The sequence below is a fragment of the Streptomyces sp. NPDC003720 genome, from assembly GCF_042875075.1.
Taxonomy (GTDB): Bacteria; Actinomycetota; Actinomycetes; order Streptomycetales; family Streptomycetaceae; genus Streptomyces.
The window spans coordinates 495,765-510,145 of record NZ_JBIANZ010000004.1; the positions used below are offsets into that span (position 1 = coordinate 495,765).

General features: G+C 70.9%; 11 protein-coding genes. 3 read left to right on the plus strand and 8 right to left on the minus strand.

What is annotated here, in order from left to right; translation table 11 throughout:
• Window positions 1-66 precede the first annotated feature (66 nt).
• On the plus strand, window positions 67-1,266 hold the full coding sequence (locus tag ACFYU0_RS14025; RefSeq protein ID WP_351667399.1) for a MarP family serine protease: 1,200 nt from the start codon (window positions 67-69) through the stop codon (window positions 1,264-1,266).
• A gap of 46 nt (window positions 1,267-1,312) precedes the next feature.
• On the opposite strand, the gene ACFYU0_RS14030 is transcribed toward ACFYU0_RS14025, so the two are convergent.
• The 6 genes from ACFYU0_RS14030 to ACFYU0_RS14055 all read right to left on the minus strand — a co-directional run bounded on the left by ACFYU0_RS14030 (window position 1,313) and on the right by ACFYU0_RS14055 (window position 9,219).
• The gene (locus tag ACFYU0_RS14030; protein ID WP_351667397.1) at window positions 1,313-1,492 is read right to left on the minus strand and encodes a hypothetical protein; all 180 of its coding nucleotides are present in this window, start codon (window positions 1,490-1,492) and stop codon (window positions 1,313-1,315) included.
• A gap of 127 nt (window positions 1,493-1,619) precedes the next feature.
• Window positions 1,620-2,555, minus strand: coding sequence for an alpha/beta hydrolase (locus ACFYU0_RS14035; RefSeq protein WP_351667395.1), 936 nt, complete (start codon window positions 2,553-2,555; stop codon window positions 1,620-1,622).
• Window positions 2,552-3,040: a phage holin family protein gene (locus ACFYU0_RS14040; RefSeq protein ID WP_351667393.1), complete on the minus strand. Its 489-nt coding sequence runs from the start codon at window positions 3,038-3,040 to the stop codon at window positions 2,552-2,554. The genes ACFYU0_RS14035 and ACFYU0_RS14040 overlap by 4 nt, the downstream gene beginning before the upstream one ends.
• Window positions 3,041-3,159: 119 nt before the next feature.
• Window positions 3,160-4,569: a Na+/H+ antiporter NhaA gene (gene nhaA / locus ACFYU0_RS14045; protein WP_389300711.1), complete on the minus strand. Its 1,410-nt coding sequence runs from the start codon at window positions 4,567-4,569 to the stop codon at window positions 3,160-3,162.
• Window positions 4,570-4,802: 233 nt separating this feature from the next.
• Complete coding sequence (gene acs, locus ACFYU0_RS14050) at window positions 4,803-6,758, minus strand: acetate--CoA ligase (RefSeq protein ID WP_389300715.1); 1,956 nt, start codon at window positions 6,756-6,758, stop codon at window positions 4,803-4,805.
• A 118-nt stretch (window positions 6,759-6,876) separates the two neighbouring features.
• Window positions 6,877-9,219 (minus strand): SulP family inorganic anion transporter, encoded by a 2,343-nt coding sequence (locus tag ACFYU0_RS14055; RefSeq protein ID WP_389300718.1) that lies wholly within the window; start codon window positions 9,217-9,219, stop codon window positions 6,877-6,879.
• Between the two features lie 331 nt (window positions 9,220-9,550).
• Here ACFYU0_RS14055 and ACFYU0_RS14060 point away from each other — a divergent pair, with 331 nt between their 5' ends.
• Window positions 9,551-10,816 carry a hypothetical protein gene (locus ACFYU0_RS14060; RefSeq protein WP_389300721.1) on the plus strand — a complete coding sequence of 422 codons (1,266 nt, stop codon included), beginning with the start codon at window positions 9,551-9,553 and terminating at the stop codon, window positions 10,814-10,816.
• A 3-nt stretch (window positions 10,817-10,819) separates the two neighbouring features.
• Here the strand turns inward: ACFYU0_RS14060 and ACFYU0_RS14065 are convergent, their stop codons facing one another.
• Entirely contained in the window at window positions 10,820-11,800 is a 981-nt protein-coding gene (locus ACFYU0_RS14065) for an ATP-binding protein (protein WP_389300724.1), read from the minus strand.
• Between the two features lie 100 nt (window positions 11,801-11,900).
• Between ACFYU0_RS14065 and ACFYU0_RS14070 the strand changes: the two genes are divergently transcribed.
• Window positions 11,901-12,725 carry an oxidoreductase gene (locus ACFYU0_RS14070; protein ID WP_389300727.1) on the plus strand — a complete coding sequence of 275 codons (825 nt, stop codon included), beginning with the start codon at window positions 11,901-11,903 and terminating at the stop codon, window positions 12,723-12,725.
• A 359-nt stretch (window positions 12,726-13,084) separates the two neighbouring features.
• Here ACFYU0_RS14070 and ACFYU0_RS14075 read toward each other — a convergent pair whose 3' ends face one another.
• On the minus strand, window positions 13,085-13,921 hold the full coding sequence (locus ACFYU0_RS14075; protein ID WP_389300730.1) for an HAD family hydrolase: 837 nt from the start codon (window positions 13,919-13,921) through the stop codon (window positions 13,085-13,087).
• Window positions 13,922-14,381 lie beyond the last annotated feature (460 nt).

Here is a 14,381-nt window from a genome sequence, read left to right on the forward strand (position 1 = left end):
CCGCGGGCCCTCGGACCCCCGGCCGAGGCTGCTGGGACCGGAGTGGAGTAGGCGAGGCCTGAAGCAGTGAACGTGCTGGACATCCTGTTGCTGGCCGCGGCCGTGTGGTTCGCGGTCGTGGGCTACCGCCAGGGCTTCGTCGTCGGCATCCTGTCGGTGATCGGGTTCCTCGGCGGCGGCCTCGTCGCCGTGTACACGCTGCCCGTCATCTGGGACGCCGTCTCCGACAACGCCCCGGTGGGCACCACCGCGGCCGTCGTCGCCGTGGTCGTCGTCATCGTCTGCGCCTCCGTCGGCCAGGCCCTGACCACCCACCTGGGCAACAAACTGCGCCGCTACATCACCTGGTCCCCGGCCCGCGCGCTGGATGCCACCGGCGGCGCCCTCGTCAACGTCGTCGCGATGCTGCTCGTCGCCTGGCTGATCGGCTCCGCCCTCGCCCAGACGACCCTGCCGACGCTGGGCAAGGAGGTCCGCAGCTCCAAGGTGCTGCTCGGCGTCTCCGAGGCGCTGCCCGCGCAGGCGGACACATGGTTCCAGGACTTCACCTCGGTCCTCGCCCAGAACGGCTTCCCGCAGGTCTTCAGCCCCTTCTCCAACGAGCCGATCAAGGACGTGGAGCCGCCCGACCCGGCCCTGGCGAACAGCGCGGTCGCCACGCGCGCCCAGCGGTCCATCGTCAAGGTCACCGGCACCGCGCAGAGCTGCGGCAAGGTCCTTGAGGGCAGCGGCTTCGTCTTCGCCGACCGGCGTGTCATGACCAACGCGCACGTCGTCGGCGGCGTCGACGAGCCCACCGTCCAGATAGGCGGAGTGGGCCGCAAGTACGACGCGAAGGTCGTCCTGTACGACTGGAAGCGCGACATCGCCGTGCTCGACGTACCGGACCTCACGGCGAACGCCCTGAAGTTCAGCACCCAGGACGCGTCCGGCGGCGACGGCGCGATCGTCGCGGGCTTCCCGGAGAACGGCTCCTACGACGTGCGGGCCGCGCGGGTGCGCGGACGCATCACCGCCAACGGCCCGGACATCTACCACCGCGGCACGGTCGGCCGGGACGTCTACTCCCTGTACGCGACCGTCCGTCAGGGCAACTCCGGCGGCCCGCTGCTCACGCCCGACGGCAGGGTCTACGGAGTGGTGTTCGCCAAGTCCCTCGACGACGCCGACACCGGCTACGCCCTCACGGCGGACGAGATCCAGCAGGACATCGCCCGGGGCCGCACCGCGAACCAGCAGGTGGGCACCGACAGCTGCGCCCTGTGATCCCGGAGGCGGGGGACCGGCCGCGGTGACGACCCCGTGCGGCGGATCAGCCGCGCGGGTGACGCAGACGTACCGAGACCCAGCGGGCCCGGCGGCGCAGGATACGCGGAATTCCCACCCTGAGGTCCGCCTCCGCGAGCCGCGGAGTGCCTCGCTGCGGGGAGCTCAGCCCGGAGGCCGAGCGGCGGTTGCGGGGTGCGTCACTGTAGTCGTGCGTCCAGCCCATACCCCGACATCTGCCCCGCCCGAAGGTCGATAACCGCGTCCGCGCCCCCCAATTGGCCTATGCGGCGGGCATGTGGCCGTTCGCGGAACGGGTGTTCGGCGGACGGGTACCCACCGCGTCCGTCCCCTCACCGGTCCGGTTCGGGATCCCGCAGCCAGTTGACCAGTTCCGCGGAGAAGGCCGCCGGGTCCTCCTCGTGCGGGAAGTGCCCGAGCCCGTCGAACAGCCGCCAGCGGTACGGGGCTTCGACGTACTCGCCCGAGCCGGCCGCGCTGCGCGTGCGGGCCACCGGGTCGAGCGAGCCGTGCAGATGCAGCGTGGGCACGCGCACCGGCCGCTTCATCCTGCGGTTGAACTGGATGCCGTCCGGGCGGACCAGGGAGCGCACCAGCCAGCGGTACGGCTCGATCGAGCAGTGCGCGGTGGACGGGATGCACATGGCCCGCTGGTAGTTCTCCACGGCCTCGTCCTCCGGCAGCCGCGGCCCGGACCACTCCCGGATCAGCCGGCCCACCAGCGCGCCGCCGTCGGCGGTGAGTTGGCGCTCCGGGATCCAGGGCCGCTGGAACCCCCAGATGTAGGAGCCGGCCGCCGTCTGCCGGGCGTCCCGGAGCATCGCGGCACGCCAGCGCCGGGGGTGCGGCATCGAGACGACCGCGAGCCGCCGCACGAGCTTGGGCCGCATCGCCGCCGCCGTCCACGCCAGATAGCCGCCCAGGTCGTGGCCGACCAGCGCGGCGTCCGGCTCGCCGAGGGAGCGGATCACCCCGGTGACGTCCAGGGCGAGGTTGGCGGGGTCGTACCCGCGCGGGGTGCGGTCGCTGCCGCCGACCCCCCGCAGGTCCATCGCCACCGCCCGGTAGCCCGCCTCGGCGAGCGCGACGAGCTGATGGCGCCATGTCCACCAGAACTGCGGGAAACCGTGCAGCAGCAGCACCAGGGGGCCGTCGCCGAGCTCGGCGATGTGGAACCGCGCGCCGTTGGCGGCGACGTCCCGGTGTGTCACCTTCTCCCCGGAGGGAAGGTCGATCCGTACGGCCGCTGCCGCGGCGGGTTCCGTCATGAGGACGAGCGTGCCACAGCTTCGATGGCCTGGGGCGCACGCTCCTGCGGAAGCTCGGGGCGCGGGTGCGGTTTGGCGTTCTGCAGGACGCTCGCCGACTCCTTCACGGACGCGGCGACCTTCTGCGGGCCCTGGCTCTTCTTCGCCTTCTTGGCGAACATCACGCCGATCAGCGCGAGCAGCGCGGCGACCAGCACGTTGGCCGCGAAGGACAGCAGGAAGCAGACCGCGAGGTTCCAGCCGCTCCAGGTGCGGATGCCGTACGCCAGCGCGAAGTTGAGCATGGGCAGGGAGAACAGCAGCAGCATGCCGGCGGCGCTGAACGCGCCGCCGCTGGTCGCCCCCCGCTTGACGTCCTGCTTGAGCTGGGCCTTGGCCAGCGCGATCTCGTCGTGCACCAGCGCAGACATCTCGGTCGTCGCCGAGGCGAACAGCTGGCCGATGCTGCGTTCGGCGCCGACCGGGCTGCCGTCGGGTGCGCTCATCGCGTTCTCCCTTTGAAGTCTCGCGTGCCGTGTGACGTCTCGAGTGCCGTCTTGATTTGTACCGTCTCGTCAGATCATGCCGGACGGCCGTCCTCAACGCCTGCCCCGCCCCGTACTTCCTATAGCCCGTGGCGCGCCGCGGCGGCCTTCTCGGCGGCGATGCGCCGGTGGTCGGCGGCCTTGCGCTCGAGGATCTCCGCCATCCGCAGGTGGTACGCCGGGTCGTCCTGCTCGTAGACGTCCGGGATGCCGTCCTCGTCCTCGTCGCGCTCCTCGTCCTCCCAGAGCCTGCGGTACCGGGCGTTGCGTATCTTCAGCAGCACCGTGGCGCACACGGCCGCGATCAGCGAGCCGCAGAGGACGGCCGCCTTCACCTCGTCGGTGAGCGCCATGTCGCCGTCGAAGGCCAGCTCGCCGATGAGGAGCGAGACGGTGAAGCCGATCCCGGCGAGCGAGGACACCGCGAAGACGTCGGCCCAGGCGAGGTCCTGGCTGAGCGAGGCCCGGGTGAAGCGCACGGTCAGCCAGGTGCCGCCGAAGATGCCGAGCGCCTTGCCCACGACCAGCCCGAGCACCACGCCGAGCGTCTCGGGCCGGGTGAAGACGTCCCCGAGCGCCCTGCCGGACACCGACACGCCGGCGCTGAACAGCGCGAACAGCGGTACGGCGAGCCCGGCCGACAGCGGCCGCACCAGATGCTCGATGCGCTCGCCCGGCGAGTGCTCCTCGCCCTCGCGGGTGGTGCAGCGCAGCATCAGGCCCATCGCCACGCCGGCGATGGTGGCGTGCACGCCGCTGTTGTACATCAGCGCCCAGACGACCACCGCGAGCGGCACGTACACGTACCAGCCGCGCACCCCCGCGCGCAGCAGCAGCCAGAAGACCACCAGCCCGGCGACGGCTCCGCCGAGCGCGGCCAGGTCGATCCGTTCGGTGAAGAAGACGGCGATGATCAGGATCGCGAAGAGGTCGTCGACGACCGCCAGGGTCAGCAGGAAGGCCCGCAGGGCGCTGGGCAGCGCGGTGCCGATGACCGCGAGGACGGCCAGCGCGAAGGCGATGTCGGTGGCGGTGGGCACCGCCCAGCCGTCGGTGGAGCCGTGCCCGGCGAGGTTGGTCAGGGTGTAGACGAGCGCGGGTACGGCCATCCCGCACAGCGCCGCGACCACGGGCAGCACCGCCGCCCTGGGATCGCGCAGGTCACCGGCGACCAGCTCGCGCTTGAGCTCGATCCCGGCGACGAAGAAGAAGACGGCGAGCAGCCCGTCGGCGGCCCAGTGCGCCACGGACAGGTTCAGGCCGAGCGCGGCGGGGCCGAAGTGGAAGTCGCTGACGGCCTCGTAGCCATGGCTCAGTGCCGGGATGTTCGCCCAGACCAGCGCGGTGACGGCGGCGGCGAGCAGCAGGACGCCGCCCACGGTCTCGGTGCGCAGCGCGTCCGCGACCACGGTCCGCTCGGGCAGGGACAGGCGCCCGAGGACCTTGCGGCCGGTCGAGGTGGAGGACGCGGTGTCACGGGGGGCGGCCACGGTGGGGACCTCCGGGTGTGGTGGGCAGGACTGAGCACATGCCGACCAGACTTCCCGGCGCACCTTGAGGCTCTTTCACATCGAGCACTGCCGAGGTTACCCAAGGTCGTCGCGGGATGCACCCGGCGATCCGAACATCAGACGCAAAAGGGGCACCCGGCGTGTTCGCGCCGGGCGCCCCTTCCGGCCGGTCCCGCGGCCGTGCGGACGGCGCCGCCGCCCGCGGTGCGGCCCTAGTCCTCGCTCGGCGCGGCCGGGAGCTTCGCCTGGATGAAGTCCATGACCGTGGAGTCGGTCAGCGTCGTGACGTCACCGAGCTGACGGTTCTCGGCGACATCCCGCAGGAGCCGGCGCATGATCTTGCCGGAGCGGGTCTTCGGCAGCTCCGCCACCGGCAGGACCCGCTTCGGCTTGGCGATCGGGCCGAGCGTGGCGCCCACGTGGTCGCGCAGCGCGCCGATCAGCTTGTCGTCCTCGGACGCCGAGCCGCGCAGGATGACGAAGGCGACGATGGCCTGGCCGGTGGTCTCGTCGGCGGCGCCGACGACGGCCGCCTCGGCGACCGACGGGTGCGAGACCAGCGCCGACTCCACCTCGGTGGTGGAGATGTTGTGGCCGGACACCAGCATCACGTCGTCCACCCGGCCCAGCAGCCAGATGTCCCCGTCGTCGTCCTTCTTCGCGCCGTCGCCGGCGAAGTACTTGCCCTCGAAGCGCGACCAGTAGGTGTCGATGAACCGCTGGTCGTCGCCCCAGATGGTGCGCAGCATCGACGGCCACGGCTCGGTGAGCACGAGGTAGCCGCCGCCTCCGTCCGGCACCTCGTTCGCCTCGTCGTCCACGACGGTCGCGCTGATGCCGGGCAGCGGGCGCTGCGCCGAGCCGGGCTTGGCCTCGGTGACGCCGGGCAGCGGCGAGATCATCATCGCGCCGGTCTCCGTCTGCCACCAGGTGTCCACGACCGGGGTGGCGTCGGCGCCGATGTGCTTGCGGTACCAGATCCACGCCTCGGGGTTGATCGGCTCGCCGACGGACCCGAGCACCCGCAGCGACGACAGGTCGAACTGCGCGGGGATGTCGTCGCCCCACTTCATGAACGTGCGGATCGCGGTCGGCGCGGTGTAGAGGATCGTGACCCGGTACTTCTCCACGATCTCCCAGAAGCGCCCCTGGTGCGGGGTGTCCGGGGTGCCCTCGTACATGACCTGGGTCGCGCCGTTGGCCAGCGGCCCGTACACGATGTACGAGTGCCCGGTGACCCAGCCGACGTCCGCCGTGCACCAGTAGACGTCCGTCTCCGGCTTGAGGTCGAACACCGCCCAGTGCGTGTACGCCGTCTGGGTCAGGTAGCCGCCGGAGGTGTGCAGGATGCCCTTCGGCTTACCGGTGGTGCCCGAGGTGTAAAGGATGAACAGCGGGTGCTCCGCGTCGAACGCCTCCGGGGTGTGCTCGGCGGACTGCCGGTCCACCAGCTCGTGCCACCACACGTCCCGCTCGCCGTCCCAGGCGACGTCCTGCCCGGTGCGGCGCACCACGAGCACGTGCTCGACGTTGTCGACCTTGGTGATCGCCTCGTCCACGGCGGGCTTGAGCGCGGAGGGCTTGCCGCGCCGGTAGCCGCCGTCGGAGGTGATGACGACCTTGGCGTCGGCGTCCTGGATCCGGGTGGCGAGCGCGTCCGCCGAGAAACCGCCGAACACCACCGAGTGCGCCGCGCCGATCCGGGCCGAGGCCAGCATCGCGATCGCGGTCTCCGGGATCATCGGCATGTAGATGGCGACCCGGTCGCCCTTGCGGACCCCGAGCTCCAGCAGCGCGTTGGCCGCCTTGGAGACCTCGTCCTTCAGCTCCGCGTAGGTGATCGAGCGGCTGTCGCCGGGCTCGCCCTCGAAGTGGATGGCGACCCGGTCCCCGTGCCCGGCCTCCACGTGCCGGTCCACGCAGTTGTACGCGACGTTCAGCTCGCCGTCCTTGAACCACTTCGCGAACGGCGGGTTCGACCAGTCCAGCGTCTCGGACGGTTCCTTGGCCCAGGTCAGCCGGCGGGCCTGCTCGGCCCAGAAGCCGAGCCTGTCAGCCTTGGCCTGTTCGTACGCCTCGGCCCCGACGTTGGCGTTCGCGGCCAGGTCGGCGGGCGGCGCGAAGCGTCGCTCCTCCTTCAAGAGGTTGGCCAGGCTTTCGTTGCTCACGACATCTCCCTTTCCCAGGGTGTCCGTTGTGTCCCAGGCCACAGCTCATCAGACGCGGGGGTCCGATGACAAGGGTCGACGGCCAAATTGGTTTAGACCTGTCGACCCGGCTCGGGGATCAAACGGGACTTCGCAGCTCCGGGGCCGTCCCGGTCTCCTGTCCAGCCTCCTCTTCCGCCTCCTTTCCCGCAGCTCCCTCCACATGCTCGAACACCGCGGCGCCGTCCCCGCTCCCGTCGAGCAGATAGGCCTGCGCCTCGCCCACGTGGAAGTACATCCCGTGCAGCTCCAGCGCACCGGCCTGCAGGGCACGCGCGATCGTCTCGTGCGCCCGCAGGTGCTCCAGCTGCTGGACCACGTTGGTCAGGCACAGCTGCTCCACGGCGTCGGCGGGCGGCCGCCCGGCCAGCCGGGGCCGGTCACCGTGGTCGCCGGCCAGCCGGGCGAGGCTCGGCCGCCCGTGTCCGAGCCACCGCTTCAGCGGGGTCGCCGGGCCGCCGGGCTCGGCGGCCAGCAGCGCCTGCATGGCCCCGCACCCGGAGTGCCCGCACACCGTGATCGACCGCACCCCGAGCACGTCCACCGCGTACTCGATGGCGGCCGCCACCGAGTGGTCGCCGTGCTCCTCGCCCGGCGGCGGCACCAGATTGCCGATGTTGCGGACGACGAACAGGTCGCCGGGACCGCTGGCGGTGATCATCGACGTGACCAGCCGGGAGTCGGCGCAGGTGAGGAAGAGCTGCGAGGGCTGCTGCCCCTCCCGCGCGAGCCGCGCCAGCTCCTCGCGCACCAGCGGGGCGGTGTTCCGCTGGAACGAGCTGATGCCACGGGCGAGTTCGTGGGTGACGGGTGTGCTGGGGACCTGTGCGAAGCAGGCCCGGTGGTTGCGCCAGGGCGTCCACGGCCGGCACCGGCACACCGCGGACGGACCGGGATCCGACGAGCGGACTCCGCCCCGCCGACCGGTCAGCTCGGCGGTGCCGCCCCGCGCGGTGTGCGTGTTCTGCCAGTCCTGCAGCGACTCGTACGCCGCGTGGTCCATGAACGAGCCGTCCAACTCCACGACGGCGTGGACCCCTTGGGGTACGAGATGCAGGGCTCTGCTGAGCCGGGGCACGGCGAGGAACGTCAGCTGGCCCCGGACGTGTACGTGATGGACTCCTTCCTTCTCCGTGTGCGTGATGCGGGTGTGGGCGAGGCGGTGCAGGGCGAGGGCGACCGCCACGCCGACCCCGAGGGCCACACCCTCCAGGACGCCGAGGACCACCACGCCGAGTGTGGTGGCGACGTACACCAGCACTTCACGGTGGCGGGTCACCGTGCGGATGTGGTTCAGGGACACCATCTGGATGCCGACGGCCATCACCAGGGCGGCGAGCGAGGCGAGCGGGATCCACTCCAGGAGCGGGACCATCAGCAGTGCGGCGGCTACTACGAGAACGCCGTGCAGCATCGTGGAGTTCCGGCTCACCGCACCCGAGTTCACGTTCGCGGTGCTCCGCACGGCCACCCCCGCCACGGGCAGTCCGCCGAGCGCCCCCGAGACGATGTTGGCGGCGCCCTGGCCGAGCAGTTCGCGGTCGAGGTCCGAGCGCCCGACCAGAGGCCCGGGCCGGGCGGCGACCAGCTTGTCCACGGCGACCGCGCCGAGCAGTGACTGCACACTGCACACCAGCGTGGTGGTGAGCACGGCGGCGGCGATGCCGAGCCCCGGGCCCTCGGGCAGCCCGGCCAGCGCGTGACTGCTCCAGGACGGCAGGTCCACCCGGGGCAGCACCAGTCCGGTCAGCGTGGCGGTGACAGTGGCTCCGGTGACGGCCACCAGGGCGGCCGGGACCCTGCGCAGCAGCCGGCCGGCGCGGCCGGGGAGGCGCGGCCAGGCCAGCAGCAGGGTCAGGGTCAGCGCGCTCATCGACAGGGCGGCCGGGTCCAGCTCCGCGAGTTGAGCGGGCAGGGCGCGCAGGTTGGCGAGGACGGAACTGTCCGGGCTGCCGCCGAGCACGATGTGCAGCTGGGCGACGGCGATGGTGACGCCGATGCCGGCGAGCATGCCGTGCACCACGGCGGGACTGACGGCGAGTGCGCCGCGGGCCACGCGCAGGCAGCCCAGGCCCAGTTGGGCGAGGCCGGCGAGGACAGTGATGCCGCAGGTGGTCCGCCAGCCGTAGCGGTGGATGAGGTCGGCGGTGACCACGGTGAGTCCGGCGGCGGGGCCGCTGACCTGCAGCGGGCAGCCGCCGAGCCGGCCGGCCACCAGCCCGCCGACCGCGGCGGCGACCAGGCCGGCCTGGAGCGGGGCGCCGGTCGCGAGGGCGATACCGAGGGACAGGGGCAGGGCGATCAGGAAGACCGCGATGGACGCGGACACGTCGGCGCCCTGGACGAGGCGGCGGCGCGGGGCGCGGGGCGGGCTGTGCGGCCGGTGTGAGTGGTGGGTGTGGGTGGGTGCGCAGGCGGTCATGGTCCCGTCTCCTCCGGGTGGCGCGGTCGCGTACGGGGTGGTGCCCCGTCGGTGGGGGGCTCGGTCGCGGCCGTGGGATCACGGCGTGCAGTGGCGGGATCAACGCTTCGTAAACGAACCGTAATGCAGAGTAAAGGTCATGCATAGCTTTTAGTCGCAAATGGGGTAAACAGTCACCTCTGCGGGCGAAGCGATCATTTCATCGGCTTGTCGTACTAATTCCTTCTCGGGCCCGTGCGACCTTGGCGGCGCTGTCGGCACAACCCGGCACATCACCTGAAAACGCCCTCATCAGCGTTTGCCTGAGAGAAGGAAGAAGGTGGGGCGGAAGATGGCCGCCACCCAGAGGATCGCCGTGGGCGCCATGGTCGCCGCGGCCTGTACCGCGTCGCTGGCCGGTTGCTCGTCCGGCGGCGACGGCCCGAAGCAAGGAGCGTCCGGCCCCAGGCAGGGGGCGCCTGCGCCCAACAGCGTGCTCCGTCTGATCGGTGACGGGTCCACCGCGTACACCGGAGGGCAGCCGCACCTGCCCGTCCCCGAGCGGCTCAAGCCCGGTCAGAAACCTCCCCAGTTCGTGGTGTTCTCCTGGGACGGCGCGGGGGAGGACAGCCAGAAGCTGTTCTCCCACTTCCGCAAGGTCTCCAAGGAGAACAACGCGACCATGACGTACTTCCTCAGCGGCGTGTACCTGCTGCCGGAGGAGAAACGCGAGCTCTACAGACCGCCGCAACACGCCCCGGGCAGCTCGGAGATCGGCTTCAACGACGCGCGGGGCATCTCCGACACCCTCAAGCAGGTGCGGCTGGCCTGGCTCGAGGGCAACGAGATCGGCACCCACTTCAACGGACACTTCTGCGGTCCCGACGGCGGCGTCGGCGAGTGGTCGGTGCAGGAGTGGAAGAGCGAGATCGCCCAGGCCAAGCAGTTCGTGAAGAACTGGCGGACCAACACCGGCATGGAGAAGACCGCCCCCCTGCCCTTCGACTACGACAAGGAGCTGATCGGCGCCCGGACCCCTTGCCTGGAAGGGCAGAAGAACTTCAGGAAGGCGGCCCGCCAACTCGGCTTCCGCTACGACTCCAGCGGAGTCGGCGACCAGGTGTGGCCCGATAAGAAGGACGGCCTGTGGGACCTGTCGATGCAGCTGGTCCCCTTCCCGGGGCACACCTACGAGCAGTTGACCATGGACTACAACTTCATGGTCAACCAGTCCGGCACGCAGACCCAGGGCGACCCCGACATGTACGACTACTGGGGCGACCAGATGCGTGACGGCCTGCTCAAGGGCTTCTACCGCGCCTACGACGGCAACCGCGCGCCGTTGATCATCGGCAACCACTTCGAGTCCTGGAACGGCGGCACCTACATGCGCGCCATCGACGAGGTGGTGAAGGAGGTGTGCAACAAGCCCGAGGTGCGCTGCGTCTCCTTCCACCAGCTCGCCGACTGGCTGGACGCGCAGAACCCGCAGACACTGGCCAAGCTGCGCACCCTGAAGGTGGGCGAGGCACCCCGGCAGGGCTGGGCGTCCCTCATGTCCGGGCGGCCGGCCCCGGCGCCCAAGGGCGTTCCCGGGGCGCCGGCGGTCAAGCAGTAGGCGTCATACCGGAGCCGCCAGGCCCTCGCCGAGCACGAACCCGGGGTCGATCTGCGCCGCCAGATCGACCCCGGTGCGCTCGTTGCCCCAGGCCTCCGCGTTGCGCAGGTGGAAGTGGACCATCTGGCGCGTGTAGCGCTCCCAGTCGCGCCGTTCGTACGTGGCGTCGGCGGCGGCCCGGAGCGTCTGCAGGGAGCGGACGTTGGCCTCCTCCAGAAGACCGAACCGGGGCGGGCGCCCCTTCTCCATCGCACGCACCCAGTCCGAGTGCCCGACCGTCACCAGCAGGTCGTCACCGGCCTCCGCGCGGAGGAAGTCGACGTCGTCCTGCCCCTGGACCTTGTTGCCGACGACCTTCAGGGCCACGCCGAAGTCGCGGGCGTACTCCTTGTACTGGCGGTAGACGGAGACCCCCTTCCGGGTCGGCTCGGCGACGAGGAACGTCATGTCGAAGCGGGTGAACAGGCCGGACGCGAAGGAGTCCGAACCCGCCGTCATGTCGACCACGACGTACTCGTCGGGGCCGTCGACGAGGTGGTTGAGGAACAGCTCCACCGCTCCCGTCTTGGAGTGGTAGCAGGCGACCCCCAGGTCGGCGTCCGTGAAGGGGCCGGTGACCATCAAACGGACCGCGCCGCCGTCGAGTTCCACCGGACGCGCGCAGGCGTCGTACACCGCGTTCGGCTCCCGCACCCGCACCAGCCGCGAACCCTCGCCGGGCGGGGTCGTCTTGATCATCGTCGCGGCCGAGGCGATGCGCGGGTTGGAGCCGCGCAGATGGTCCTTGATCAGCGGCAGCCGCTCGCCCATCGCGGGCAGCGCGGCCGCCTGCGCCTCGTCGAGGCCGAGCGCCGGGCCGAGGTGCTGGTTGATGTCGGCGTCGATGGCGAGCACCGGGGCGCCCGCAGCCACGAGGTGGCGGATGAAGAGGGAGGAGAGCGTGGTCTTGCCGCTGCCGCCCTTCCCGACGAAAGCAATTTTCATGTTCACCAACAGTAGTGAACCGATAGCTCTATGTGTCGAGAGGAGTGAAGAAGACCACTCCTTCGTGGGGTGGGGCGGTCGGGTGCGTAGGGTCGTACTCATGAGTACGACAGGCGCGACCGCCGATCCGCTCGCGGCCCTGGGCTCGCTGCCCGGCGTGGCCGAGTCCGTGGAGTCCGTGCGCAAGGCCGTGGACCGGGTCTACGGGCACCGGGTCATGCGCCGCCGCAGCAACGAGATCACCTCAGAGGCCGCGCTGCGCGGCGCCCGCGGCTCGGCCGCGCTGTCCGGCGCCGACTGGGCCCTGGAGGAGGTGCGGCGGCGCTCCGACTTCAGCGCCGACGCCGAGGCGATGGTCGTGGGCGCGGCGCTCAGGCTGACCGCCGAGGCGGGTCAGCTCCTGTCCATCTGGCGGCAGTCCCCCCTGCGCGTGCTGGCCCGGCTCCATCTGGTGGCCGCCGCGACCCAGGGCGACGACGTCGGCCGTCCGCGCCAGGCGGGCGAACCGGTCGACGAGCCGCTGCTCGAGCTGCCGCTGCCGGACGCCAGGGAGGTGTCGGGCCGGCTGGAGGGCCTGGCGGACCTGATCATCGCCGGCTCCTCGGCGCCGGCGCTGGTCACCGCGGCGGTGGTGCACGGCGAACTTCTCGCGCTGCGCCCCTTCACCTCGCACAACGGCCTCGTCGCGCGCACGGCCGAGCGGATCGTCCTGATCGGCAGCGGCCTCGACCCCAAGGCGGTCTGCCCGTCCGAGGTGGGTCACGCCGAGCTGGGACGCGCGGCCTACCTGGCCGCGCTCGACGGGTACGTCTCCGGCACCCCCGAGGGCATGGCCGCCTGGATCGCCCACTGCGGCCGCGCGGTCGAGCTCGGGGTGCGCGAGTCCACCGCGGTATGCGAGGCGCTGCAGCGCGGGGCCGCCTGAGCCCTGAGCGCGGGACACATGGGAAAGGCCCCCGCGAGGGGGCCGGACAGGGGTTGCGGCGGTACGAGTTCTCGTACCGCCGCTGGCATGCTCACCGGGTTACCAAGCGTCCTCGATATCTGCCCATCAGGTCGGGGTCTTTGCCCGTCACCTGGTGCGGCTGGCCCGTAATCGACGGGTCGACGTCGCGTGGGTGCCCGGTGTTCATGCGGGGTCCGTGGGGCCAGTGCGTAGTAGTAGGGGATCCTCACGGATGTCCTGTGGTCTCGCGGGCCTGAAACCTTTGTACTGCACCCCCGGAGTAAGTGGAACCCCTGCCCGCACTTCTTTACTTTCAGGTCCAAACGGCGGTAAACCGGTCAGGTGGCGGCGACGCCCCTGCGCCGGCTCGCGTACCAGACGAGGCCCGCGGTCGCGGCGGCCGCTCCGAGGGCCGCCGCCGCCACGAGAGCCGGACGCGGCGGTACCGAGAATCCGGGGATCCGCTGCTTGAGCCGGACCGGCCGGGCGAACTCCATGACCGGCCACCCGCGTGCGACCGCCTCGCGGCGCAGCGTGCGGTCCGGGTTCACGGCGTGCGGGTGCCCGACCGCCTGGAGCATGGGCAGGTCGGTCGCCGAGTCGCTGTAGGCGTAGCAGCGGTCCAGGTCGTACCCCTCGGACACGGCCAGTTCCCTGACGGCCTCCGCCTTGGTCGGGCCGTACGCGTAGTACTCCACCTCCCCGGTGAAGCAGCCGTCGTCGCCCACCACCATGCGCGTGGCCACCACGCGGTCGGCGCCCAGCAGGTCCCCGATCGGCTCGACCACCTCGGCGCCCGAGGTGGACACGATCACCACGTCGCGTCCGGCGGTGTGGTGCTCCTCGATGAGGGAGGCCGCCTCGTCGTAGATGATCGGGTCGATCAGGTCGTGCAGGGTCTCGGCGACGATCTCCTTCACCTGCTGGACGTTCCAGCCTCGGCACATCGCGGAGAGGTACTGGCGCATCCGCTCCATCTGATCGTGGTCGAGGCCGCCGGCCAGGAAGACGAACTGGGCGTACGCGGTACGCAGCGCGGCCCTGCGGTTGATCAGCCCGCCCTGGTAGAAGGACTTGCTGAAGGTGAGCGTGCTCGACTTCGCAATGACCGTCTTGTCCAGGTCAAAGAAGGCTGCTGCGCGGGGCAAGGAGTGGTTTTCCACGTCCCTGAGCATATGCGCCCACCATTCGGCGTAAGGTGGGGCGCGTGGGTTTGCCTGAGAAGGCTCTCGGGTACACCATGGAAGTCACGGATCGTTCGCGACCGTGCTAACCCGGTCCGACTCCTCCCCCCCCGAGTCGGCCGTGGGGACGACCCCCGCTCTCCCCCCCGGCGGGGGTCGTCGCATGTCCGGACGCATTTTCTCCCCTTTTCAACATGTCTCGCGACCGGTCGCGCCCGATGCCGACCGGACTCTGCCGTGCCCGTGAGTCGTCACTCTGAGTAATTGAAGCGCTGCTCTGTGGAAGTCGCGGAGAGGGCGGCTCAAGGCTCACCGGTATGGGTGACCGCGATATTCACAACCGCTGAGTTGTACACGGTTTTCCACCAAGATCCACACGATTTCCCGGATCGCTGCACCGTGATTCCCACGCACTCCGACGCCGGCGAGTTCATGGCCGGTTCCGATTGCC